Consider the following 23,852-nt stretch of genomic DNA (forward strand, 5'->3'; position numbering starts at 1 on the left):
GGGTTATCTTCCCGCTGGTTAGGTGATAGGGTTTCTCTCAACCCATCGGCTTGATGTGCATGCCGGACGAACAAAAGAGGCCCCCTTAGCGGGGCCCCGAGATATCGATACTTTTTCTTTATTTCTAGTCTTCCATTGTGGACAGGTCACCAACAGGCAGCCCCAGTTCCCATGCCTTCAGGACACGGCGCATGATCTTACCGGAACGTGTCTTGGGCAGCTTATCCTTAACCTCAAATTCCCTCGGAGCAGCATGAGCTGCAAGACCGAGCTTTACAAAGTCGCGCACCTCTTTGGCCAACTCATCAGTCCACTCATAGCCCTCACGAAGTGCAACAAATGCCTTGATGATTTCACCCCGAACAGAATCCGGCTTGCCAATTACACCGGCTTCAGCAATTGCCGGGTGCTCAATAAGCTTGGACTCTACCTCAAAGGGACCGACACGCTCACCGGCTGTATTGATAACATCATCAACACGACCTTGGAAGAAGAAATAGCCCTCTTCATCTATGTAAGCAGAGTCGCCTGATACATACCAGGGATCATTCTTAAAATACTCATTGAATTTATCAGGGTTCTTCCAGACAGCACGCATCTGGGCAGGCCAGCCTTTTTTGATTGCCAGGTTACCCATCTGCAGCGGCGGGAGGACATTGCCTTCGTCATCAACAATAGCCGCTTCTACACCCGGAACTGGCTTACCCATTGAACCCAGTTTAATCGGCATTGCCGGGTAATTACAAATCATTTGCATACCTGTTTCAGTCATAAACCAAGTATCATGAACCCGGATATTCAGGTTGGCCATAAACCAACGGATTACCTCAGGGTTCAGGGGTTCACCGACAGACATAATATGGCGCAGGTTGGAAAAATCATAGTTTTTCAGCTTTTCTTCTCCATCAGCCATCAGGAGTCGGAATGCAGTGGGGGCGCTGTACCATACAGTTACCTTGTACTTAGCCAAAGTGCTGTACCAGTCATCAGCGCTGAAGCGGCCGCCTCTGAGAATTGTGCTTACACCGTTTAACCAGGGGGCCAGCATGCCGTAAACCACACCGGTAACCCAGCCTGGGTCAGCGGTGCACCAGTACATGTCACCTTCCTGGAGGTCACCCACATACTTCCCTGTTGCGTAGTAACCCAGCATGTCATTATGCACGTGGATAATACCCTTAGGCTTCCCGGTTGAGCCAGAGGTATAAAGGAGGAATAAAGGAGTTTCCCGGTCAACCCACTCTATTTGGGCATCCTCAGATGCTGCAGCCATTTCGGCATTCCAGTCAATTTCACGCTCTCCCAGGTCGCCATCGGCGCCAACCACGAAAATATGCTTGAGGTTGGGCAGCTCCTCCTTGAGAATGCGGCCTTTTAACGCCGGTGTGGTGATAATGGCAGTAGCTTCGCTGTCAGCCAGGCGGTCCCTTAAAGCAGCTTCCATAAATGCTTCAAACAGCGGACCTGCAGTAGCGCCTACTTTAACAATACCAAGAAAACTGAAAAACAGTTCAGGACTTCTGGGCATAAAAATAAATACCCTGTCACCCTTCGCAACACCGTATTTCCTTAAGACATTGGCAAACTTATTGGAATTAGCCTTCATATTCGCAAATGTATAGGTTTCTTCCCGTTTGGCATCAAGATAATATAATGCAGGCATATCTGCCTTGCCTTTTTCGTCAACCATCCTGTCAACAGCCTCATAGGCAAGGTTTACTTTTCCAGTGGTATACCAGCTAAACTCCTTCTCCACATCTTCCCATTTAAAATCAGCTGCCATATTATAATCTTCCATATTATGTTTGCCGGGAGAAGGGGGTAACAAATTCATTTCAGACATTGCTCAGCCTCCTCATATCAAGTTCGATTACACGAGTTCGATTACACAATTTTGACTTTTCTGAATTTTTCTAATGCAACATTAGATAAGTACGTGATTCTTTTCGTGACCCAATAGGATTAGCCACCGGGTCTAAGCAGGTTGTTAATAAGAAAAAATCTCTTGGCGTTTTTTTCGCAGGTTAGTTTGTTACAAGTAAAAAGGGAATAAACTTAATGGAAAACACTGCATTAAAAGCTTGGGGGACCTTTTATAAGTGCATTCCGTTACGGTATTCTATTTTCTACTCACCACCTTTTTGTCTATATTTGTGTACATTCCCGACATAGGGCCTTGTATATATTTTAGTACACCTAAGTATATAAGTCATTGCATTTTCGGCGAACGGTCGTTATGGGCGGCGAATGGTATTATTTTAATCTTTAACGGTCGTTTATGGGAGTTTAGCGGTATTGCTATTCACATCCAGGCTTTTTTGTTCGGTTGTTAAACTGACATATTCGGATAGTGAATGGTGGTTAATCTCCTTAAGCGGGCGGGCCAACGTTTGTTTACATAACATTTCCATTCGTTTCGAATGCCACATAACTAGAAGTGCGCCTATTTCAGTTCCCCCATAAACAAAAATGCAGGGACAATTGTCCCTGCAAAAACACAACATATATGAGATACTTTGAGGGTTAATCTTCTTTTCCGGAGTATTGAGAGGCAATTTCCTGCATTGCACCCGGGTCGGCCAGGGTAGTCACGTCACCAATAGCACGACCTTCGGCAATATCTCTTAAAAGACGACGCATGATCTTACCTGAACGGGTCTTGGGCAGTCCACCTGTGAAAATGATATCATCAGGACGGGCAATCGGACCTATCTTCACACCAACATGCTTCCTCAATTTGTCGATAAGCTCGGAATTTGCTTCGAAACCGTCCTTGAGGATTACAAAAGCGCAAACAGCTTCACCTTTAACATCATGCTTCTTGCCAACAACAGCGGCTTCAGCAACCTCTTCACATTCAACCAGGGCGCTTTCAACTTCAGCAGTCCCCAACCTGTGTCCTGATACATTAAGCACGTCATCAACGCGACCGGTTACCCATATGTAACCCAGTTCATCTCTCTTGGCACCGTCACCGGCGAAATAGAAATCTCCGAAGCGCTTCCAGTAAGTTTCTACGTAACGGTCATCATCTCCGTATATTGTCCGCAGCATAGAGGGCCAAGGTGATTTCACGACAAGATAGCCTACATCTGCAGAGTTTTTGTTCTCGTCTACGATGTCAAGTTCAATTCCAGGGAAGGGAACTGTCGCCGTACCGGGTTTCAGCGCAGTGATGCCGGGCAGGGGAGTGCACATGAAAGCTCCGGTCTCAGTCTGCCACCAAGTATCCATGATAGGAGCCTGCCCGCCGCCGATATGTTCGCGATACCACATCCAGGCTTCCGGGTTAATTGGCTCCCCGACGGAACCCAGTATTTTAATTGCCGACAGGTCATGGCTCTTGGGAAATTCGGTACCCCACTTCATGAATGTCCGAATGGCTGTAGGAGCAGTATAAAACTTGGTTACCCCGTACCTTTCAGCCATATCCCACAGCCTATCCTTGGCAGGATAATCTATCGTACCGTCATACATAAAGGTTGTAGCTCCAAGTGCCAGGGGAGCATAGACAACATAACTGTGTCCGGTTATCCAGCCAATATCTGCAGTACACCAGTAAACATCATCTTCTTTGATATCAAAAACATATTTCAGGGTGGCTTGTGTCTGCACCAGATATCCACCGGTTGTATGTACAACACCCTTTGGCTTGCCGGTTGTACCTGAGGTATACAGGATAAAGAGCATGTCTTCGGCGTCCATCACTTCAGGCTCATAATAGCTGCCTGCTTTGGCCATCAGTTCGTGATACCAAACATCGCGTCCCTCTACAAAGTCGACATCATTTCCGGCATTCTTGACAACAACACATTTTTCAATGGAAGGCGCATCTTCCAAAGCTTTATCGGCATTATTCTTTAATGCGAATGGTTTACCACGGCGGAAGTTACCATCTGAGGTAATCAGGACTTTAGCCTGGCAGTCATTAATCCGGTCCCTGAGAGACTCTGGGCTGAAGCCTCCAAATACCAGAGAGTGGGGCGCCCCAATTCTGGTACAGGCCAGCATGGCAATTGCAGCTTCAGGGATCATTGGCATGTACAGCGCTACCCGGTCACCCTTCTTAACACCCAGGCTTGCCAGAGCATTGGCAAACTTGTTAACTTCACGGTAAAGCATTCCATAAGTAAGACAGACCTGCCTGCCGATTTCACTTTCATAGAGAATAGCTGCCTTATTGCGGCGGTCTGACTTGGCATGACGGTCTATACAGTTGTAAGACAGGTTCAGTTTTCCGTTCACAAACCACTTATAAAATGGCGCTTTACTATCATCAAGAACCTTATCATATGGTTCAACCCAGGTTACCAGTTCCTTGGCCTGGGTATCCCAGAAACCAATACGGTCCTTTTGGGCAAGTTCATAAATATCCGCTTTGGCATTTGCGTTTTCCGTAATTTCAGCCGGCGGATTAAACACACGGTTTTCCAATGCAACGTTTTCCATAAAATTTTTCTCCCCCCAAGACTAATTTTACTTTACAGTTCATTATCAAAACATACTCCGTCTACCCAAATGCTCCCCATAGACCACCTCTCTGATTAAATTTTCAAATATTCTGACTGCTCAGTTACGTGTCTATATTGTAAAACATATCGTAAGCCAAAGTCATCATTAAAGCGGCTAACGGTCGTTTTTCGATGCCGAACGGTTGTTTTTGCCATCCATAATAATGTCTATGTTTATGTCATAGCACATTTTTTTAGGCAACGAAAAAAGGCCTGACATTTTCAAGCCCTCCGTGTTATGTAAACTAGATAAATTTTCTTAGCGGTCACTGAAACTACCATTCAAAATAAAGTTTACCCATTCTTTAAATTTAATTCCGGAATTCCCCATCATCTGGTTGATCTCAGACTTTCTGCTGTCTTTTTTTCTTAAGTATTCCCCGGCATTCTTTATCGTTTGCTGCAGAATCTCCTCATCAAATAACCCCTCCTGCACCAGCAGCGCCTGAAAGGCAAAATTAATTTCTTCCAGCCTTTTAACTCTGCCAAGCAGCTCGACCAGCAAAAGCCTGAGAAATTCGTTGTCCATGGTCTCAGAGTCCTCTATGGCCTTATAGATATCCTTGTCTGCCAGCATGCTCCATACAGTTTGCATATCAGCGGGCCTCTCGAACAGGCCCTTCACCTTCCCTTCCCCACTTTTCACACCCGCTGTGCAAAAAGACTGATATTTTGCCCAAAAAACGGAATATTTCCGTATAAAAGCCATTTTTTAAGGTTACCATTAAAATGTGCATCTAAATTAACCGAGTGAAAGGCGGAGTAATAATGCAGAAATCCAATGAGCCCTGGGAAATGTTGGCTGATAAAAAAATCTGGGCTTTCCTGGGCGATTCTGACCGGGAACTGACCCAGGACTATGTACGCCTTATGTTCATTGAACTATTTAACAGAGTCAAAAACCTTGAAATGGAGAACAACACCTTAAAGGTGCTACTGTTTCAATACGAACTGGTTGAAGAAAAGGTCTTTTTTGACGCCCTTTCCGCGGTCAGGGAATTCTTCAGGGAATGGGATGAAGAACGCGCCAAGGAAGTGGATTTTTACTCTAAGTCAGGCATATCCTTCGTTGACTGGGCTGCTTTTGTAAAAGAAGGCAAATTCGACAAAAGCTATTTGAAGAATAATTAGGCTGTTTTAGCAATAAAGGGGAAACGGCATCCGTTTCCCCTTTATCCTTTTGTATATAAGTCTTGGCGTTAACTTATATCCAGTAATATATTGTTATTCCAAAATTACTCTTCCTTGCCGGAATACTTAGTGGCAATTTCTGCCATAGCGCCCGGGTCTGCAAGGGTAGTCACGTCACCGATAGCACGCCCTTCAGCAATATCCCTCAGAAGACGGCGCATAATCTTACCGGAACGGGTCTTGGGCAGACCGCCTGTGAAGATGATATCATCAGGACGGGCAATGGGGCCAATTTTGACACCGACATGCTTCTTCAGCTTGTCGATCAGTTCGGGACTGGCTTCAAAACCATCCTTGAGGATAACAAAGGCAACAGGAGCTTCACCCTTAACGTCATGCTTTCTGCCGATAACTGCTGATTCAGCAACTTCCGCACACTCAACAAGAGCGCTTTCAATCTCGGCTGTCCCTAGGCGGTGACCGGAAACGTTAAGCACATCGTCAACCCGGCCGGTTACCCAGATATAACCCATGTCGTCCCTCTTAGCGCCGTCACCGGCAAAGTAATAGTCACCGAAACGCTTCCAATACTGGTCAATGTACCTGTCATCATCACCCCAGATAGTCATCAGCATGCCCGGCCAGGGAGACTTAACAACCAGGTAACCCCTTTCAGTTGACTGCTTGTTTTCATCAACCACATCAACCTCAATACCGGGGAACGGAATGGTTGCAGTACCAGGCTTCAGCGGCACCATTGGAGTCGGTGTAATCATGAACCCGCCGGTCTCAGTCTGCCACCAGGTATCCATAATGGGGCACTTGCTGCCACCGATGTTTTCATAATACCACATCCAGGCTTCCGGGTTGATAGGCTCGCCAACAGTACCCAGCAGGCGGATATTTGACAGGTCATGCTTTCGGGGATACTCGTTACCCCACTTCATAAATGTCCGAATTGCGGTAGGAGCGGTGTAGAATACCGATATCCCCCACCTTTCGGCCATATCCCACATCCTGTCCTTATCAGGATAGTCAACAGTTCCGTCATACATAAAGGTGGTCATCCCAAGAGCCAGCGGCGCGTACACAACATAGCTGTGACCGGTAATCCAGCCAATGTCGGCAGTACACCAGAAAGTATCGTCTTCCTTAAGATCAAAAACGTACTTCAGAGTTGCCTGAGTCTGAACCAAGTAACCGGCTGTGGTATGCTGGACACCTTTAGGTTTCCCGGTTGAGCCGGAAGTATAAAGGATAAACAGCGGAGCATCAGCTTCCATTTCCTCAGGCTTGCAGTACTTGTCAGCAGTGGCCATCAGGTCATGATACCAGACATCGCGGCCTTCCACTACATTAATATCATTTCCGGCATTTTTAACAATAATAACCTTTTCCACACATGAGGTGCTTTCAAGGGCAACATCGGCATTATTCTTCAGCGGGAACGGATTCCCCTTCCTGAAGTTACCATCAGCAGTAATTACAATCTTAGCCTCGGCATCATTAATCCGGTCAGCCAGTGAATCAGCGCTGAAGCCGCCAAAAACTATTGAGTGGATAGCGCCTATCCGGGTACATCCCAGCATGGCAATGGCGCACTCAGGAATCATAGGCATATACAGGCAAACCCTGTCACCCTTTTGTACCCCGAGGCCTTTAAGGACATTAGCAAATTTATTAACTTCAATATAAAGTTCACGATATGTCAAAATAACTTTCCTGCCAATCTCGCTTTCATAACAGAGGGCCGCTTTATTCCGCTTGGCAGAATTGTAATGACGGTCGAGGCAGTTATAGGAAACGTTTGTGGTACCCCCGGTAAACCAGCGGAAGAATGGCGGGTTACTGTCATCAAGAACCTTTTCATAAGGCTTAAAGAAAGTTACCAGTTCATCAGCCTGCTTTCCCCACCATGCTAAACGATCGGCAGCAGCCTCATCGTATACAGCCTGACTGATATTTGCATTTGAAACGACTTCCTCTGATGGGTTAAACACGCGATCTTCAATTGCAGTCTTCTCCATTAAGTTTACTCCCCCTTAATTATTATTACACTTTTTTGATTATTCGGGATAATCCGCATAAACTGTCACTGATTTTCCCCAAATCTGCTTAGCCCCTTAGAATCTGACCATTGCCTCCTTTCTGTAACATTTATGACTCTAAGGCCTATCCCTGGTTCGCCGTATCGTCCCCCAAGACAATTTCAAAAAATTACTGAAATCACACACGAACCATGGGTATAAAAAACCAACATACATTAAATTAAGCCCTTTGAGGGCATATTGTCTAATAAAGAAGACTAAAACTTAACCTTCTTCAGGCACAGACAACCGCATTCCCCCCAGATGCGGCTCTATATGTATACATTTGTTGACACTCTTTTCTGTCAGTTTTATTCTAATATAACTGCCCGGAATATACTATTATTTAGCCGTGAACGGCAATTTTGTGAACTCTAACGGTTAAATATGATTGCAAGTGGTCCGCACCCTTGCAAGAATCGCCCTTTAAACGACCGTTAACGGTTAATTTCAGCTCTATTTGACCGTTTTTCGGTGATATTAACAAAAAACAAGGCCGTTTGTACGACCTTGACAGGTTATTCTCCCACGTGCAGCAGCAGAAAATGCTGCCCTTTTGTACTAAGACGTTGCAATTATTAGACACATGCTTTATTCATTACTTTGATGACCGAACATGGCTGCCGCTTCATTAAGGCCGTCAGCTACCTCGGCCAGTTCCCGGGCCAAGCGGGCCACTTCTTCGGAAGAAGAGCTGACCTGCTCCGATGAGGCTGAGATCTCTTCGGTGGCTGCTGATATATTGCCAAACCGCTCAGATACGTTGTCAATTCCGCTTACAATATCCTCAAGACTCTTTTTGGCAGTATCAGCACCGCTTTTTATGTTATCAACAATATCAATTGCCTGCTGTACTGTGACTCCCGTAAGATTAATGCTGTTCTGTGAACTGCGGATTAAATCAGCAATTTTCTTTGAAGAATGAGCAGAACGTTCTGCCAGCTTGCGTACCTCATCAGCTACAACCGCAAACCCCTTTCCGTGTTCACCCGCCCGGGCTGCTTCAATTGCGGCATTTAAAGCCAGCAGGTTTGTTTGTTCAGCAACCTCGTCTATAACAGAGATAATTTCACCCATTTCAACTGAGTGTTTTTCAATTTCACTAAGGTGGTCACTAACCTTATTTACAATATTAAATATTGCCTCCATTCCCTGAAGTGTTCCGATGATTGCCTGTCCGCCCTCCTGAGCCGTACTGCCGGCCTCACTGGCAAGTTCGGCTACCTGTCCCGACTCCTCTGCCAATGAGTAGGTTCCCTGAGACATATGCTGTGCCGTGGTACTGGTCTCCTCTGATGCTGCTGACAGGCTTCGGCCTGATTCCAGGAGGCACATACTCGCCTCCTTTACTCTTGCCTCAATGGCAACATCGGCACTGATATCCCTGACAAGCTCAAAACCACCTATAATATTGCCCTCTCCATCTCTTAACACAGCTGCACTTGCCAGTACGGGTATTTCCTTTCCGTAACGGTCTTTAAGTATTACCCGAACTCCCTCAATAGAGTCCCCGGATCGCATGGCATATTTGATGGCACAGTTGTCTTGACATATATTGCTGTTAAAGACATCCCTGCACATCATTTTGCCCACAACCTCATCGACCCGGTATCCCATAGCTCCGGCTGCAGATTCGTTAATGTATGTAACAACCAGATCCTTATCGACAATAAAGAACGGGTCTTTTATACCCCTGACTATACTGTTGGCATATTCCTTATCATTCTTCATGGTTTCCTGAAACTTTATTTCTTCACTAATGTCTCTTATTACTTCCATGGCTCCGATTAATTCACCTTTTCTATTGATAACAGGTGCGGCATCTATTGAAATATATACCGCCTGCCCCCGGGAATTCTTCACCATAGCTTTCCGGTTGACAAAACTTTTTTTCTCATTCAGGCAGTCATCCACCGGACAGTTGGTCTTACAGATATCAGCCTGAAAAATATCCCAGCATTTTTTCCCGATAACTCCCGCGGCATCACTGAGTCCGATAAATTCCAGACACGCCTGGTTCAGGAAGATTAGATTTCTCTCTCTATCTGTAACAAACATTGGATCAGGGACACTATGGACCACAGCACAGTAAGCTTCCATAGCATTTAGAACAGCTGGATCAGCTCTTGTAAATAAACCGTTTTTTACCTGTCTGCACTCATTGAAGGCTGAATTGATGTCTGTCATTTCCCACACTCCTCTTTCTTTTGTAAATTTTGGCACTCCCGGATTTCTGCACTTGTTTCTCTGCACTTGTTTCTCTGCACTTGTTTCTCTGCACTTGTTTCTCTGCACTAGATTTACCAAATTACTTTATGTAGTTATTTCGACAATTTACTTAATTTCCCTTCAAAATGCAATATGCTAAGTACTATTTTTTTATAGTTACTAATATTAATTGTGCCGGAAGGGTGCACCTTAACGCCATTCCGGCACATCTTACGGGTAAACTTTATGCTTTAGCGCTTAGCAAGAATAAGTAAAGGAGACCTTTTCAAGCCTCCTCAGAGTGCTGACAAAGTCAATAATTTTTAACTATAAAAATGATATAAGACAGGGGTAGATGTGTTCCGGATGGCGGAGTCTGTCGTCCGTCCGGCCAGCGATCCGCGAAGCGGGAGCTGCTGCCGGCGGAGATGTCTGGGGGTCCCCCCGATCCGTCGAAGCCCCGGCTTTTCTAAAAAGCCGGGGCTTCGGTAACGGATTGGGGGCCCCGCCGGAGGAATTCATCTACCCCTGTCCATATACAATTTAATACTCACAAAAAATATAGGGTTTGTCAATAAACTGAGGAGGCCTTTTCAGGCCTCCTGTTGCTCTTTATTTTTACTGTATTTATGCAGCCCATATGCGATACTGTCCACCAGGGCTTGCCAGCTTGCCTCAATTATATTTTCCGACACCCCGACAGTGCCCCACGACTCGTGTTTATCACGTGTTTCAATAAGTACCCGGACCAAGGCGCCGGTTCCGTCATTGCCGCCAAGTACCCGGACCTTGTAGTCGGCCAGCTGCATTTGGCGGATTTCCGGATAAAACCCTTCCAAAGCCTTCCTTAGGGCATTATCAAGCGCATTTACGGGACCGTTGCCTTCTGCCGCGGTATGGACAATCTCCTGACCTACCCTCATCTTGATGATGGCTTCAGAATAGATATCGTTTTCTTCGCGCTTTTCCATGATTATACGCAGGGTCTCCAGGTTAAAGGGTTCATGGTAGCCGTTAAAGGCTTTGCGCAGTAAAAGCTCAAAAGATGCCTCAGCGCCCTCAAACTGAAAGCCCCTGTGTTCCAGGTCCTTAAGTTCTTCAAGAACAGCCCTCGTCTCAGGATTGGTATGGCTGAGGTCAACATTTATATTAAGCTCTTCGGCCTTATAAACAATATTGCTCATTCCCGAGAGTTCTGATACCAGCACACGCCTGACATTTCCGACAGTTTCCGGTTTGATATGCTCATAGGTCTCCGGATGCTTTAACATCGCACTAACATGGATTCCGCCCTTATGGGCAAAAGCGCTGTTGCCGACATAGGGCTGGTGGGGGTTGGGGATGACATTTGCCAGTTCACTGACATATCTGGAGAGCTCGGTCAGCCCTGCCAGTCTGTCTTCAGGAATACATTGACAACCCATTTTCAGTACCAGATTCGGGATTACAGAACACAAATTGGCATTGCCGCACCGCTCCCCAAAACCGTTTATAGTCCCCTGTACCTGTACAGCGCCGGCCCTGACAGCCATCAGGGAATTGGCCACCGCCAGCTCACCGTCATTGTGGGTATGAATGCCGACAGGTACTTTGACAGCAGAGGTTACCTTTGAGACAATCTCCAAAATGTCCGCAGGGAGACTGCCCCCATTGGTGTCACAAAGGCAAATCAAATCGGCTCCGGCATCCTGGGCAGCAAGGATTGTCTCCATAGCATATTCCGGATTGTTTTTATAGCCGTCAAAAAAGTGTTCCCCGTCATATATTACTTCAAGACCCTTTCCCTTGAGGTAGGCAACCGAATCATAAATCATCCGGAGATTCTCCTTAAGGGTAGTCTTCAGGGCATGAGTGACATGAAAGTCCCAGCTCTTGCCAAAAACAGCTGCCGCCTTGACCCCGGACTTCAGGACTGCCTCCATACTGCTATCCTCAGATGGCTTACCACCCGGCCTGCAGGTACTGCCAAAAGCCGTAATAGTAGCATGCTCCAAATCAGCTTCCCTGGCGCGCAGGAAAAACTCCATATCCTTGGGATTAGAGCCGGGCCACCCTCCCTCTATATAATCGATACCCATTCTGTCAAGTTTAACGGCAATTTTTAGTTTATCATCAACTGAAAGGGAAATCCCCTCACCCTGGGTTCCATCTCTTAAAGTGGTGTCATAAATAGATACTTTCTTCATAAAAATTCCTGCTCCTTAATTCAATAGCCGACAATCTGCTCCACAACACGGTCTCCCATTTCTTCAGTGTTCACAGGCTTACCGCCGCTCTCCATGATATCAGGTGTCCTGTACCCGCTGTTAAGGACCTGGACGACTGCATTCTCAATGGCTGCCGCCTCATCATTCAGGTTAAAGGAATACCTCAGCAGCATGGCTGCAGAAAGGATTGTCGCCAGAGGATTGGCCTTTTTCTGTCCGGCTATATCGGGTGCCGATCCGTGACTTGGCTCATAGAGGCCTATCTTGCCGCCAATGCTGGCCGATGGCAGCATCCCTATAGATCCTGTAAGCATTGAAGCCTGGTCAGTGAGGATGTCTCCAAACATGTTTTCCGTTACGATTACATCAAACTGTTTCGGCCAGCGCACCAGCTGCATGGCACAGTTATCAACATACATGTGTATCAGCTCAACATCAGGATATTCCGCTGCCAGTTCAATCACTGTCTCCCGCCAGAGGCGTGAGCTTTCTATAACATTTGCTTTATCCACAGAATGGAGGACCTTTTTTCGCTTTCTGGCAATTTCAAAACCCAGCCGGGCAATGCGAATAATTTCCTCTGTACTGTATACCATTGTATCAATAGCCACCTGTCCGGTGGCAGTCTTTTCGCGTTTCTTCTCGCCAAAATACAGTCCCCCAGTCAGTTCCCTGATAACCATGAAATCAATTCCCTCGATTACTTCCTTCTTTAGGGTGGAGGCATCAATCAGGGCATCATAGAGAGTTGCCGGGCGCAGGTTGGCGTAAAGTCCCAGGGCCTTTCTCAAAGGAAGCAGGGCGCCCGCCTCCGGCCTTAGATGTACCGGCAGGGTGTCCCACTTAGGACCTCCGATGGCGCCCAGTAAAACTGCATCACTATTATAACAAAGGTCCAGGGTTGCTTTGGGAAGCGGTTCTCCCACGGCATCAAGGGCTGCTCCTCCGATGAGCCCTTCGGTAAATTCAAAATCATGACCGTATTTCCCGCCAACAGCCTTTAATACCTTGACTGCTTCAGGCACTATTTCCACACCGATTCCGTCTCCCGGTAAAACAGCTATCTTATACATCAGCGGTTCAGCCTCCCCCGTACATAGTTGATTAAACCTCCGGCATCAATAAGTTCCTGCATGAACGGTGGAATAGCCGTTGACTTAAAACTTGTGCCCTTGGTAACGTTATATATGACACCTTTATCCACATCAACCTTTACTTGGTCCCCTTCGTCAATGCCGTCCACAGCTTCAGCTGATTCCAGGATCGGCAGCCCGATATTAAAGGCATTCCGGTAAAAAATCCGGGCAAAGGACTTGGCAATCACGCAGGATATCCCTGCTGCCTTGATACATATGGGGGCATGCTCCCTGGAACTGCCGCAGCCAAAGTTTTTTGCGGCAACAATGATATCTCCGTTTTTTACTTTGTTGGGAAACTCGGGATCGGCATCCTCCATACAGTGCTTTGCCAGCTCATCGGGGTCTGAGGTATTCAGGTATCTGGCTGGAATTATGGCATCAGTATCCACATCGGCTCCAAACTTCCACGTACGTCCCTGAAATTCCATTTATTCCACCTCCCCGGGTCCGACAATCCGGCCCATTATCGCTGACGCGGCAGCAACTGCAGGATTTGACAGGTAGACTTCGCTCTCAGGATGGCCCATCCTGCCGACAAAGTTGCGGTTAGTTGTGGCCAGCGCTCTTTCACCCTTGGCCAGGATACCCATGTGTCCTCCCAGGCAGGGCCCGCAGGTTGGGGTACTGACTGCGGCATCGGCATCAACAAAAATTTCAAAAAGCCCTTCCTGCATAGCCTGTTTATATATCTTCTGGGTCCCGGGGATAATTACCAGCCTGACATCAGGATGAACCTTATGCCCTTTGAGTACTTTTGCTGCAATGCGCAGGTCTTCCATCCGCCCATTGGTGCAAGAACCGATGATAACCTGGTCAAGCTCCACCTTCCCGGCCTCACTTACCGGCCTGGAGTTTTCGGGCAGATGCGGGAAAGCAACCTGGGGCTCGATTTCGGAAACGTCATATTCGATAACCGCATCATAAACAGCATCAGCGTCACTGCTGTAAATTTTATAAGGCCTCTTAGCCCTTGATTCCACATAATCAATGGTCGTCTGGTCAGGGGCAATAATGCCGTTTTTGCCCCCTGCTTCAATAGCCATATTGGCCATGGTAAACCTGCCGTCAATAGACAGGTTCTCGATAGCGGACCCGGTAAACTCCATCGCCTTGTATAAAGCGCCATCGACACCGATATCGCCAATAGTGTGCAGGATCAGGTCCTTGCCGCTGACCCATTCATTTAATTCATTACCATTGTAGACAAACTTGATTGATTCCGGCACCTTAAACCACACCTCACCCGAGGCCATACCTGCAGCCATATCGGTACTGCCAACCCCGGTTGAGAATGCTCCCAGCGCACCATAGGTACAGGTATGGGAGTCAGCTCCGATAATAACATCACCCGGAAGGACAATTCCCTGTTCCGGCAGCAGACAGTGTTCTATGCCCATCCTGCCTACTTCAAAGTAATTAGTCAATTCATGTTTTTTGGCAAAGCTGCGCAGCAGCTTTGCCTGTTCTGCGGACTTGATATCCTTGTTAGGAGTAAAATGGTCCGGGACAAGTACAACCTTTTCCTTGTCAAAGACATCCGGTACTCCGATTTTTTCAAATTCCCTGATGGCAACAGGGGCGGTGATGTCATTCCCCAGAACAACATCAACCTTGCTGCTGATCAGTTCACCCGGAGCAACAGTTTTTTTCTCCGAATGTGCTGCCAGGATTTTTTCAGTGATAGTCATCCCCATCCTCAGTCACCTCTCTCATGCTAAATTAATTACCGATTAGCCTTTACACTCCATCCCGGGGGCTTTCGTCATGGCTGCCGTTTTCCAGTTCTGCATCGACCACCTTGTTGACAGCATTCAGATACGCCTTGGCGCTGGCTTCCAGGACATCGGTGCTGACGCCTCTGCCCAGGAAAGTCCTTTTGTTGCCGCCATTAGGCAGAATTTTAACCGTAACTTCACCAAGGGCATCTTTGCCTCCCGTAACAGCATGGAGGTTATATAACTGCAGCACACTGCTGATTCCCGTAATCTTATCCATAGCCTTGTAAATAGCATCAACAGGTCCGTCGCCACAGGCGGCTTCCTCGAACATTTCCCCGGATTTCCCCAGCCGGATAGTAGCTGTCGGAATCACCTTGGTTCCGCTGGATATGTGGAGGTATTCCAGGGTATATGTCTCCGGAACTGTGAGAACCTCATTTTCTACTATCGCAGCCAGGTCCTCATCCTTGATTTCCCTCTTTTTATCAGCCAGTTCCTTGAATTTTACAAAAGACTTTTCAATTTCCTCCTTTGAAAGGTGATAACCCATTTCCAGGAGCCGGTCTCTGATGGCATGTCTTCCCGAGTGTTTCCCCAGGATAATATTATTGATATTCAGTCCTATCATTTCCGGATTCATAATCTCGTAAGTACTGCGTTCCTTAAGTACCCCATCCTGGTGTATCCCTGACTCATGGGCAAAGGCATTTTTCCCTACAATGGCTTTGTTGGGCTGAACCCTCATCCCTGTAAGACTGGATACCAGGCGGCTGGTACGGTAAAGCTCGTCTTTTTTGATTCCGGTGTTCCTTTCAAAAAACGGCCGCCTGGTGTAAAGGGCCATAACCACTTCTTCCAGGGAAGCATTGCCTGCCCGCTCCCCAATACCATTCACAGCACATTCCACCTGTTGAGCGCCATTGGCAACGGCTGCCAGAGAATTAGCCACCGCCAGCCCCAGGTCATTATGACAATGGACACTGATAACGGCTTTATCAACATTGGCCACCCTGGCCCTGATATCACTGATAAATTCTCCAAATTCGCCAGGTGTGGCATAACCTACCGTGTCAGGAATATTAATAGTTGTCGCTCCTGCTGCTATAGCGGCTTCAACTACCCTGCAGAGAAAATCAAGGTCACTGCGGAAGGCATCTTCAGCTGAAAACTCTACATCTCCGGTATACTTTTTGGCATGTTTTACGGCTGCCACAGCAGCATCCAGTACCTCGTCACGGCTCATTTTAAGCTTATGAGTAAGATGTATATCTGAAGTGGCAATAAATGTATGTATCCTGGCCTGTTCGGCGTATTGCACGGCTTCCCAGGCTCTGTCAATATCCTTTACGGAAGCCCTTGCCAGGCCTGCAATGGTGACACCCTTAACTTTTTTGGCGATATTCCTGACAGCTTCAAAATCCCCCTGTGAAGCAATCGGGAATCCGGCCTCAATAATGTCCACCCCAAGCCTCTGGAGTTGATTGGCAATGTCCAGTTTCTCCTGGGCATTCAGGCTCACTCCGGGTGACTGTTCCCCGTCTCTTAAGGTGGTGTCGAAAATATAAACCCTCTGGTTCATACTAATTCCCCTCTCTACCCTTCAATGGGCTGGCACAGGGGCTGCCCTGCCAGTACCATTGGATAAACGTTCTCATCCTTTTCTATAACACAGTCAACTATTACAGGTCCGTCATGCCTTAGCGCCTGCTCCAGAACACTATGCAGCTGACCGGCATCAGAAATCCTCAGGCCCAAAGCATCATATACTCCAGCGAACTTCACAAAATCAGGGTTCTTTTGAAAATCCGCTGCCACATTACGCCTGCTACAGTAAAAGTCCTGAAGCTGGCGCACCATACCAAGGGAGTGATTGTTCAGAATAATCACCTTAACCGGCAGTCCCTGTTCGACAGCTGTGCCAAATTCCTGCATACACATCTGAAAGCTGCCGTCACCGGTGATAAGGATCACCTCCCTGTCCGGAGCCCCGATTTTGGCTCCCACCGCTGCAGGCAGGCCATATCCCATCGTCCCGAGACCTCCTGAGCTGACAAAGGTACGCGGCTTTTTGGTTTTATAGTACTGGGCAGCCCACATCTGATGCTGTCCGACATCAGTAACCATTATGGCTTCTCCATCGGTCAGTTCTCTTAGAGCTTCAATGACAGCCTGGGGCTTTAGTGCAGCTTCAGCTTTGTAGCGGAGAGGAAAGGTCTTTTTCCATTCCCCCACCTGGGCCAGCCACTCATCACAGCTCTTTTCCTCAAGCCTTTCCAGCATGGCCTCCATTACCATCCTGACATCACCCACAATAGGGATATCAACCCTGACATTTTTGCCAATCTCAGCAGGGTCAATATCAACGTGAATGATTTTGGCATTGGGAGCAAATGAGGAAAAGTCCACAGCGACCCGGTCATCAAACCTGACTCCCAGAGCTATCAGCACATCACATTCCGTTACCGCCAGGTTGGCATACTTAGCCCCATGCAGTCCCAGCATCCCGAGGGACAGGTCATGACATCCCGGAATGGCGCCAAGTCCCATGAGGGTACAGGTCACCGGCGCTGACAGCGTTTCGGCAAGTTTGGTCAGGATGTCTGAAGCATTTGAGGCGTGTATTCCTCCCCCGCAGTAAATCAAGGGGCGGCGGGCCTGCATAATCAGGTCACAGGCCGTATTAATCTGGGATTTGTGGCCCCTGTATGTAGGCTTATATCCCAACAATTTCAGGTCACCAGAATCCTCACAAGTAATTTCCTGCTGCAAGACATTTTTGGGGAGGTCAATAAGCACCGGTCCGGGCCTGCCGGTAGAAGCAATATGAAACGCCTGTTTAACTATCAGCGGCACTTTCCGGGCGTCCTTGACCAGATAGTTGTGCTTGGTAATGGGAATAGTAATTCCTGTAATGTCAACTTCCTGAAAGGCATCGGTCCCTACCATCGTAGTAGGCACCTGGCCTGTAATAACTACCAGAGGAATGGAATCCATATACGCATTAGCTATTCCTGTAACCAAATTGGTAGCGCCGGGGCCGGAGGTAGCCATACACACCCCTACCCTGCCGGTAACCCTGGCATAGCCGTCAGCGGCATGAACGGCTCCCTGTTCGTGCCGTACCAGCACGTGTCTGATATCAGATGATTCACACATAGCATCATAAACCGGCAGGATATTACCTCCGGGATACCCGAAGACAACATCCACACCCTGTTCCTTTAGGCACTTAACCAGTGCTTCGGCAGCCGTCATTTTCATTCCATTCCCTCCTTTTTCATGTTAATAAGCCTAGCATCATAATTCGTATTAATAACTTTCACAGCTTATTGGTCGAATCCCCACTGTTGGCTCTGGAAATGACTATGGGATATGGTTTGGCGTTGTACAAGGGAAATCTTGTACAATGCCAAACCATTTCGCCGATAGTTATTTCCTGAAGCCAACAGTGGCGGTATGTTACCAATAAGGCCTCTTCGGAGAAGAGGCCGAGATTAACACTTTGTTTTTCCGTGGCTTACTTCTTCTTCAACCAGGGCATCATTTCACGAAGCCTTTTGCCGACAACCTCAACCTGATGTTCTGCATCCTGCTTTCTGAAAGCATTAAATACCGGACGGTTGACACTGTTTTCAAGGAGCCATTCCCGGGCAAACTGTCCTGATTGGATCTCATAAAGCACCTGGCGCATTTCTTCTCTGGTATCTTCATTAATAATCCGGGGGCCTGTGACATAATCGCCGTACTCTGCAGTATCACTGATGGAGTACCTCATATAACTCAGACCGCCTTCATAAACGAGGTCTACAATAAGCTTCAGCTCATGCAGGCACTCAAAATATGCCATCTCGGGAGCATATCCGGCTTCAACCAAGGTATCAAAACCTGCCTTGATAAGCTCAGATACTCCGCCACAGAGGACAGCCTGCTCACCAAAGAGGTCAGTCTCTGTCTCCTCCTTGAAGGAGGTTTCAAAAACTCCGGCGCGGGTGCAGCCGATTCCCTTGGCATAAGCCAGAGCCACATCCATTGCCTTGCCGGTGGCATCCTGGTGAATAGCCACCAGTCCGGGGACTCCGGCGCCTTCCTGATACATCCGGCGCACCATGTGTCCCGGGCTCTTAGGAGCTATCATAAAGACATCAACATCAGCAGGAGGGATAATCTGCCCGAAGTGAATATTAAACCCGTGGGAGAAAACCAGAGCCTTACCGGAAGTCATATGTTCAGCAACAGACTCCTTATATACCATGGCCTGAATCTGATCAGGAACAAGAATCTGGATGATATCTGCTTTTGCTGCAGCTTCAGCAACATTCATTACCTCAAACCCGTAAGCAACTGCAGCATCCCACTCGGGAAGGTCACGGCGCAGGCCAATAATAACATTAAGCCCGCTGTCCTTAAGGTTCTGTGCCTGGGCATGGCCCTGGCTGCCATAACCTATAATCGCAATTGTCTTGTCTTTTAGCAGATTAAGGTCGGCATCACTATCATAATACATTTTTACCATTTTAATCATCCTCTCTGATTTCATTTATTGATGTAAATTTATGTCCCCTTTGCATGGCAACCTTTCCGGTACGCACCAATTCTTTGATGCCAAATGGCATCAGGGACTGAATCACCGCATTTATTTTACCCTCGTCACCGGTACACTCTATCATTAGGGTTTTCCGTCCGATATCGACAATCCGCGCCCTGAAGATGTCAACAATCTGCATTATTTCAGCCCGTACGGCAGGGTCAGCTCCTACTTTTATCAGTACCAGTTCCCGATCCACATACTGGTCAGAAGTAATATCATTAATCTTGATAACATCAACGAGTTTATGTAACTGCTTGGTAACCTGCTCCAAAACCTGGTCATCACCGGAAACTACAATAGTCATCCTGGAAATCCTGGCACTCTCAGTTCGGCCTACAGTCAGGCTGTCAATATTGTAGCCCCGCCTGCTGAATAGTCCGGCAACACGTGTCAGTACACCCGGATTGTTTTCTACCAGAACAGCAAGGATATGCCTCATAAGCTTAACCTCCTAACATTTTGTGGATAGCCCCGCCGGGAGGAACCATAGGGAAAACGTTCTCTTCCCGTTCAATTACAAAATCTATGATCACCGGGCGATTGGCTTCAATAGCTTTTTGCAGAGCAGGCCTGACATCCTTTTGCTCAGTAACCCGAATCCCCAAAGCCCCATAAGCTTCTGCCAGTTTCACAAAATCGGGACCGGTGATATCGGTATAGGAATACCTGCGGTCATAGAATATTTCCTGCCACTGCCTCACCATTCCCAGGTAGCTGTTATTTAAGATGGCAATAATCACCGGAATGTTATAGTGTACCGCAGTGGCCATCTCCTGAATGTTCATCTGAATACTGCCGTCACCGGCGATATCTATTACCACTGAATCAGGTTGACCAACCTTGGCGCCAATTGCTGCCGGCAGACCGTAACCCATAGTCCCTAGACCGCCGGAGCTTAAAAATGTACGCGGTTTCGTATACTGATAATACTGGGCAGCCCACATTTGATTTTGTCCGACCTCGGTGACAATAGTAGCTTCCCCATTTGTTATTTTATATATTTCTTCAATAATACACTGTGGCTTTAAAACACCGTTTTCCTTATAGCATAACGGGTATTTATCCTTCCACCTGGCAACCCGCTCCTGCCATTCACTGGGCAGCTGCTGCTCCAGTTTCCCATTAAGTTCTGCCAATACCATCCTGACATCCCCGACAATAGGCACATCAACCCTGACATTCTTACCAATCTCCGCCGGATCGACATCTATATGTATTATCCGGGCTTCTGAGGCAAACTCATCCAGCTTTCCGGTAACCCGGTCATCAAACCTTGCTCCCACAGCAATCAGCAGGTCACACTCACTAACGGCAAAATTGGCTGACTTGGTGCCGTGCATCCCCAGCATCCCTACTGAAAGTGGGTGAATCTCCGGGAAAGCCCCAATACCCATCAAGGTGGTTGTTACTGGGCTTACGGTCAGCTCTGCCAGCCTGAACAGTTCCTCACTGGCATTAGAGACGACAACACCCCCGCCGGCATAGATAACAGGCCTTTTCGCCGCTCCAATAAGCTTCACCGCATTGGAAATCTGTCCTCTATTCCCTTTCAGGGTAGGCTTATAACCCTTTAGATTAACCTTGTCCGGGTACTTAAAGGTAGTTTGCTTGACACAGATATCTTTGGGAATATCAATAAGCACCGGTCCCGGCCGACCGGTTGTGGCAATATGGAATGCTTCCTTAATGGTCCTGGCCAGGTCATTAACATCTTTCACCAGGAAGTTATGCTTGGTAATCGGCAGTGTAATCCCAGTAATATCGGCTTCCTGAAAAGAATCCTTTCCCAGCATGTCACAGGGCACCTGTCCGGTAAGAGCAACTAAAGGTACCGAATCCATATAAGCAGTGGCGATTCCTGTGACCAGATTGGTAGCTCCCGGTCCGGAGGTTGCCAGGCAGACACCCGGCTTTCCGGTAGCCCTGGCATAACCGTCAGCCGCATGTGCCGCCCCCTGTTCATGCCTGACCAAATAGTGTTTCAAAGACGAGTCATACAAAGCATCATAGATGGGCAGCACCTGCCCCCCCGGATATCCGAAAATGGCTTCAACGCCTTCTTCCTGCAAGCTCTTGATTAATATTTCCGCCCCGGAAAATTTCACCCTATCCACCTCCGTCATATACTAATTGCGGCCAGTACCTGCCGATCATTGACCGGCAGCAGCAGCCGTTGATACCCGGCTACCTGTTCCAGCTTTCTTTGAAGCACTGCTCCTGTTCTAACTGTCTTTGAGCACTGCTCCTGTACTGGCAGAAGTCACCAGTTTAGCATAACGGGCCAGGTAACCTTTCTTGACTCTGGGTTCTCGGGGCTGCCATTCGGCAAGCCTTGCCTTCAGTTCAGCATCACTGATCAGGACATTTAAGCTGCAGTTGGGGATGTCTATTTCAATAATATCCCCATCCCTTACTGCCGCTATGGGACCTCCTTCGGCAGCTTCAGGAGAAACATGGCCAATGGATGCTCCTCTGGTGGCCCCGGAAAATCTTCCGTCAGTAATTAGAGCCACATCCTTATCCAGTCCCAGACCGGCCACCATCGCAGTCGGAGTCAGCATCTCCCGCATACCGGGACCGCCTTTTGGACCTTCATACCTGATTACAATAACATCACCTTTATTAACCCTGCCGTCAATTAACGCCTGGACCGTTTCCTCCTCTGATTCAAAAACTCGGGCCGGCCCTTTATGCTGATGCATTTCAGGCGCTACGGCAGCTTCCTTGACAACAGACCCGTCAGGAGCAATGTTGCCTCTGAGGATTGCCAAACCGCCCTTTTCGCTGTAGGGATTATCCAGAGGCCTGATTACATCGGGATCCCGTATCTCTTTTCCGGCAATATTCTCCCTGACAGTCTTTCCGGTTACTGTCGGCCGGTCCAGATAAAGAATTCCTTTCTTGCTGAGTTCAGCCAGCACTGCGGGAATCCCGCCGGCCTCATTGAGGTCCTGAATATGGTGGCTCCCTGCGGGGCTCAGCTTGCACAAGTGTGGTGTTTTTTCATTAATCTCCTGGAAATTGTCAAGGTCAAGCTCAAATCCACACTCATGGGCAATTGCCGGCAGGTGAAGCACCGTGTTGGTGGACCCCCCAAGGGCCATATCTGCAGCAATCGCATTATGGAAGGTTTCCTTATTCATAATATCGAGAGGCTTGATATCCTGGGCAACCAGTTCCATTATCTTCATGCCGGTCTGTTTTGCCAGCCTCTTCCTGGCTGCTGTTACTGCAGGAATGGTACCGCTCCCTGGCAGGGACATCCCGAGTACCTCTGTCAGGCAGTTCATGGTGTTTGCGGTAAACATACCCGCACATGAACCACAGCCCGGACACGCTGACTCCTCCATCTCTGCGAGTTCATCCTCAGTCATCCTGCCGCCGCGGACAGCGCCGACTCCCTCAAAAATATTACTTAAAGAAAAATCCCTTCCCCGGTGCCTGCCTGTGAGCATCGGCCCGCCGCTAACAACTATTGCGGGGATATTCAGGCGGGCAGCGCCCATCAGCATCCCGGGAATAATCTTATCACAATTCGGTATCAGGACAAGGCCGTCAAAAGCATGAGCCTGTGTCATGATCTCCACAGAATCAGCAATAATCTCACGGCTTGCCAGTGAATACTTCATTCCGGCATGGTTCATGGCAATACCGTCACAAACCCCGATTGCCGGAAATTCAATAGGCGTACCTCCAGCCATACGCACCCCGGCCTTAACCGCCTCAGCAATAGTATCCAGATGAATATGTCCGGGCACCACTTCATTTTGAGAGTTGACAACCCCGATAAGCGGCCTGGCCAGTTCCTCATCAGTATATCCCATCGCTTTAAAGAGGGAGCGGTGGGGCGCTTTTTCCAATCCTTTTTTAACAGCATCACTTCTCATCATAAACCCCTCCCTTAAATATAAAAACCTCCCGCCCGATAGACAGCCCTATCAGGGACGAGAGGTTTAATTAACCTTCCGCGGTACCACCCTGTTTGCCATTTATTAATATAATAAAACGGCCTCTCAATTGATGTTTTCGCCTGCATGATAACGGTCTGCGCCGGGCAAACCTACTGGGCACTCAGAGAATGCGGTTCAGCTGCCGGTTCAGGGGTGAGTAGCTTATACATTATCCGGCGCCGGTTTTCAGCTCCCCCGGCTCTCTGGAGGCCTTCCGCATGTATAAATTCCCCTTCATCACCTTTTGAATTGAAAATATATTGAATCTAGTATACATACTCACTTTCAATGTGTCAAGGTATTTTTTTATAAA

Annotated in this window: 16 protein-coding genes; 1 reads left to right on the top strand and 15 read right to left on the bottom strand. The window is 47.9% G+C overall.

The window, feature by feature from the left end; all coding sequences use genetic code 11:
• Positions 1-124: 124 nt before the first annotated feature.
• The 3 genes from acsA to Ga0451573_RS11425 form a co-directional block, all read right to left on the bottom strand.
• Positions 125-1,843: an acetate--CoA ligase gene (gene acsA / locus Ga0451573_RS11415; protein WP_231684263.1), complete on the bottom strand. Its 1,719-nt coding sequence runs from the start codon at positions 1,841-1,843 to the stop codon at positions 125-127.
• A gap of 680 nt (positions 1,844-2,523) precedes the next feature.
• Positions 2,524-4,449: an acetate--CoA ligase gene (gene acs / locus Ga0451573_RS11420; RefSeq protein ID WP_231684264.1), complete on the bottom strand. Its 1,926-nt coding sequence runs from the start codon at positions 4,447-4,449 to the stop codon at positions 2,524-2,526.
• 321 nt (positions 4,450-4,770) lie between these two features.
• Positions 4,771-5,106, bottom strand: a complete 336-nt coding sequence (locus tag Ga0451573_RS11425; protein ID WP_231684265.1) for a hypothetical protein — start codon at positions 5,104-5,106, stop codon at positions 4,771-4,773.
• A 173-nt stretch (positions 5,107-5,279) separates the two neighbouring features.
• On the opposite strand from Ga0451573_RS11425, the gene Ga0451573_RS11430 reads away from it, so the two are divergent.
• Entirely contained in the window at positions 5,280-5,642 is a 363-nt protein-coding gene (locus Ga0451573_RS11430; RefSeq protein ID WP_231684266.1) for a hypothetical protein, read from the top strand.
• Positions 5,643-5,746: 104 nt separating this feature from the next.
• On the opposite strand, the gene acs (Ga0451573_RS11435) is transcribed toward Ga0451573_RS11430, so the two are convergent.
• The 12 genes from acs (Ga0451573_RS11435) to ilvD all read right to left on the bottom strand — a co-directional run bounded on the left by acs (Ga0451573_RS11435) (position 5,747) and on the right by ilvD (position 23,476).
• Positions 5,747-7,669 carry an acetate--CoA ligase gene (gene acs, locus Ga0451573_RS11435; protein ID WP_231684267.1) on the bottom strand — a complete coding sequence of 641 codons (1,923 nt, stop codon included), beginning with the start codon at positions 7,667-7,669 and terminating at the stop codon, positions 5,747-5,749.
• A 651-nt stretch (positions 7,670-8,320) separates the two neighbouring features.
• Positions 8,321-9,916, bottom strand: a complete 1,596-nt coding sequence (locus Ga0451573_RS11440; RefSeq protein ID WP_231684268.1) for a methyl-accepting chemotaxis protein — start codon at positions 9,914-9,916, stop codon at positions 8,321-8,323.
• A gap of 614 nt (positions 9,917-10,530) precedes the next feature.
• Positions 10,531-12,123, bottom strand: a complete 1,593-nt coding sequence (gene cimA / locus Ga0451573_RS11445; protein ID WP_231684269.1) for a citramalate synthase — start codon at positions 12,121-12,123, stop codon at positions 10,531-10,533.
• A 20-nt stretch (positions 12,124-12,143) separates the two neighbouring features.
• On the bottom strand, positions 12,144-13,217 hold the full coding sequence (gene leuB, locus Ga0451573_RS11450; RefSeq protein WP_231684270.1) for a 3-isopropylmalate dehydrogenase: 1,074 nt from the start codon (positions 13,215-13,217) through the stop codon (positions 12,144-12,146).
• Complete coding sequence (gene leuD / locus Ga0451573_RS11455) at positions 13,217-13,711, bottom strand: 3-isopropylmalate dehydratase small subunit (RefSeq protein WP_231684271.1); 495 nt, start codon at positions 13,709-13,711, stop codon at positions 13,217-13,219. The genes leuB and leuD overlap by 1 nt, the downstream gene beginning before the upstream one ends.
• A complete protein-coding gene (gene leuC, locus Ga0451573_RS11460) occupies positions 13,712-14,977 on the bottom strand; it encodes a 3-isopropylmalate dehydratase large subunit (RefSeq protein WP_231684272.1) in 1,266 nt (421 codons plus the stop codon).
• A 43-nt stretch (positions 14,978-15,020) separates the two neighbouring features.
• Entirely contained in the window at positions 15,021-16,580 is a 1,560-nt protein-coding gene (locus tag Ga0451573_RS11465; protein ID WP_231684273.1) for a 2-isopropylmalate synthase, read from the bottom strand.
• 14 nt (positions 16,581-16,594) lie between these two features.
• Entirely contained in the window at positions 16,595-18,262 is a 1,668-nt protein-coding gene (gene ilvB / locus Ga0451573_RS11470) for a biosynthetic-type acetolactate synthase large subunit (RefSeq protein ID WP_231684274.1), read from the bottom strand.
• A gap of 256 nt (positions 18,263-18,518) precedes the next feature.
• Positions 18,519-19,514 (bottom strand): ketol-acid reductoisomerase, encoded by a 996-nt coding sequence (ilvC, locus tag Ga0451573_RS11475; RefSeq protein WP_231684275.1) that lies wholly within the window; start codon positions 19,512-19,514, stop codon positions 18,519-18,521.
• Position 19,515: 1 nt separating this feature from the next.
• The gene (gene ilvN / locus Ga0451573_RS11480) at positions 19,516-20,028 is read right to left on the bottom strand and encodes an acetolactate synthase small subunit (protein WP_231684277.1); all 513 of its coding nucleotides are present in this window, start codon (positions 20,026-20,028) and stop codon (positions 19,516-19,518) included.
• A 4-nt stretch (positions 20,029-20,032) separates the two neighbouring features.
• Entirely contained in the window at positions 20,033-21,694 is a 1,662-nt protein-coding gene (gene ilvB / locus Ga0451573_RS11485; RefSeq protein WP_231684279.1) for a biosynthetic-type acetolactate synthase large subunit, read from the bottom strand.
• Between the two features lie 117 nt (positions 21,695-21,811).
• The gene (ilvD, locus tag Ga0451573_RS11490) at positions 21,812-23,476 is read right to left on the bottom strand and encodes a dihydroxy-acid dehydratase (protein ID WP_231684381.1); all 1,665 of its coding nucleotides are present in this window, start codon (positions 23,474-23,476) and stop codon (positions 21,812-21,814) included.
• Positions 23,477-23,852: the final 376 nt, after the last annotated feature.

The organism is Phosphitispora fastidiosa (assembly GCF_019008365.1).
Lineage (GTDB): Bacteria > Bacillota > Thermincolia > Thermincolales > UBA2595 > Phosphitispora > Phosphitispora fastidiosa.

Bases quoted from the DNA above. Each gene is read 5' to 3' on its own strand.
- acsA (WP_231684263.1), bottom strand. From the start codon at position 1,843: ATGTCTGAAATGAATTTGTTACCCCCTTCTCCCGGCAAACATAATATG.
- acs (WP_231684264.1), bottom strand. From the start codon at position 4,449: ATGGAAAACGTTGCATTGGAAAACCGTGTGTTTAATCCGCCGGCTGAA.
- Ga0451573_RS11425 (WP_231684265.1), bottom strand. From the start codon at position 5,106: ATGCAAACTGTATGGAGCATGCTGGCAGACAAGGATATCTATAAGGCC.
- Ga0451573_RS11430 (WP_231684266.1), top strand. From the start codon at position 5,280: ATGCAGAAATCCAATGAGCCCTGGGAAATGTTGGCTGATAAAAAAATC.
- acs (WP_231684267.1), bottom strand. From the start codon at position 7,669: ATGGAGAAGACTGCAATTGAAGATCGCGTGTTTAACCCATCAGAGGAA.
- Ga0451573_RS11440 (WP_231684268.1), bottom strand. From the start codon at position 9,916: ATGACAGACATCAATTCAGCCTTCAATGAGTGCAGACAGGTAAAAAAC.
- cimA (WP_231684269.1), bottom strand. From the start codon at position 12,123: ATGAAGAAAGTATCTATTTATGACACCACTTTAAGAGATGGAACCCAG.
- leuB (WP_231684270.1), bottom strand. From the start codon at position 13,217: ATGTATAAGATAGCTGTTTTACCGGGAGACGGAATCGGTGTGGAAATA.
- leuD (WP_231684271.1), bottom strand. From the start codon at position 13,711: ATGGAATTTCAGGGACGTACGTGGAAGTTTGGAGCCGATGTGGATACT.
- leuC (WP_231684272.1), bottom strand. From the start codon at position 14,977: ATGGGGATGACTATCACTGAAAAAATCCTGGCAGCACATTCGGAGAAA.
- Ga0451573_RS11465 (WP_231684273.1), bottom strand. From the start codon at position 16,580: ATGAACCAGAGGGTTTATATTTTCGACACCACCTTAAGAGACGGGGAA.
- ilvB (WP_231684274.1), bottom strand. From the start codon at position 18,262: ATGAAAATGACGGCTGCCGAAGCACTGGTTAAGTGCCTAAAGGAACAG.
- ilvC (WP_231684275.1), bottom strand. From the start codon at position 19,514: ATGGTAAAAATGTATTATGATAGTGATGCCGACCTTAATCTGCTAAAA.
- ilvN (WP_231684277.1), bottom strand. From the start codon at position 20,028: ATGAGGCATATCCTTGCTGTTCTGGTAGAAAACAATCCGGGTGTACTG.
- ilvD (WP_231684381.1), bottom strand. From the start codon at position 23,476: ATGAGAAGTGATGCTGTTAAAAAAGGATTGGAAAAAGCGCCCCACCGC.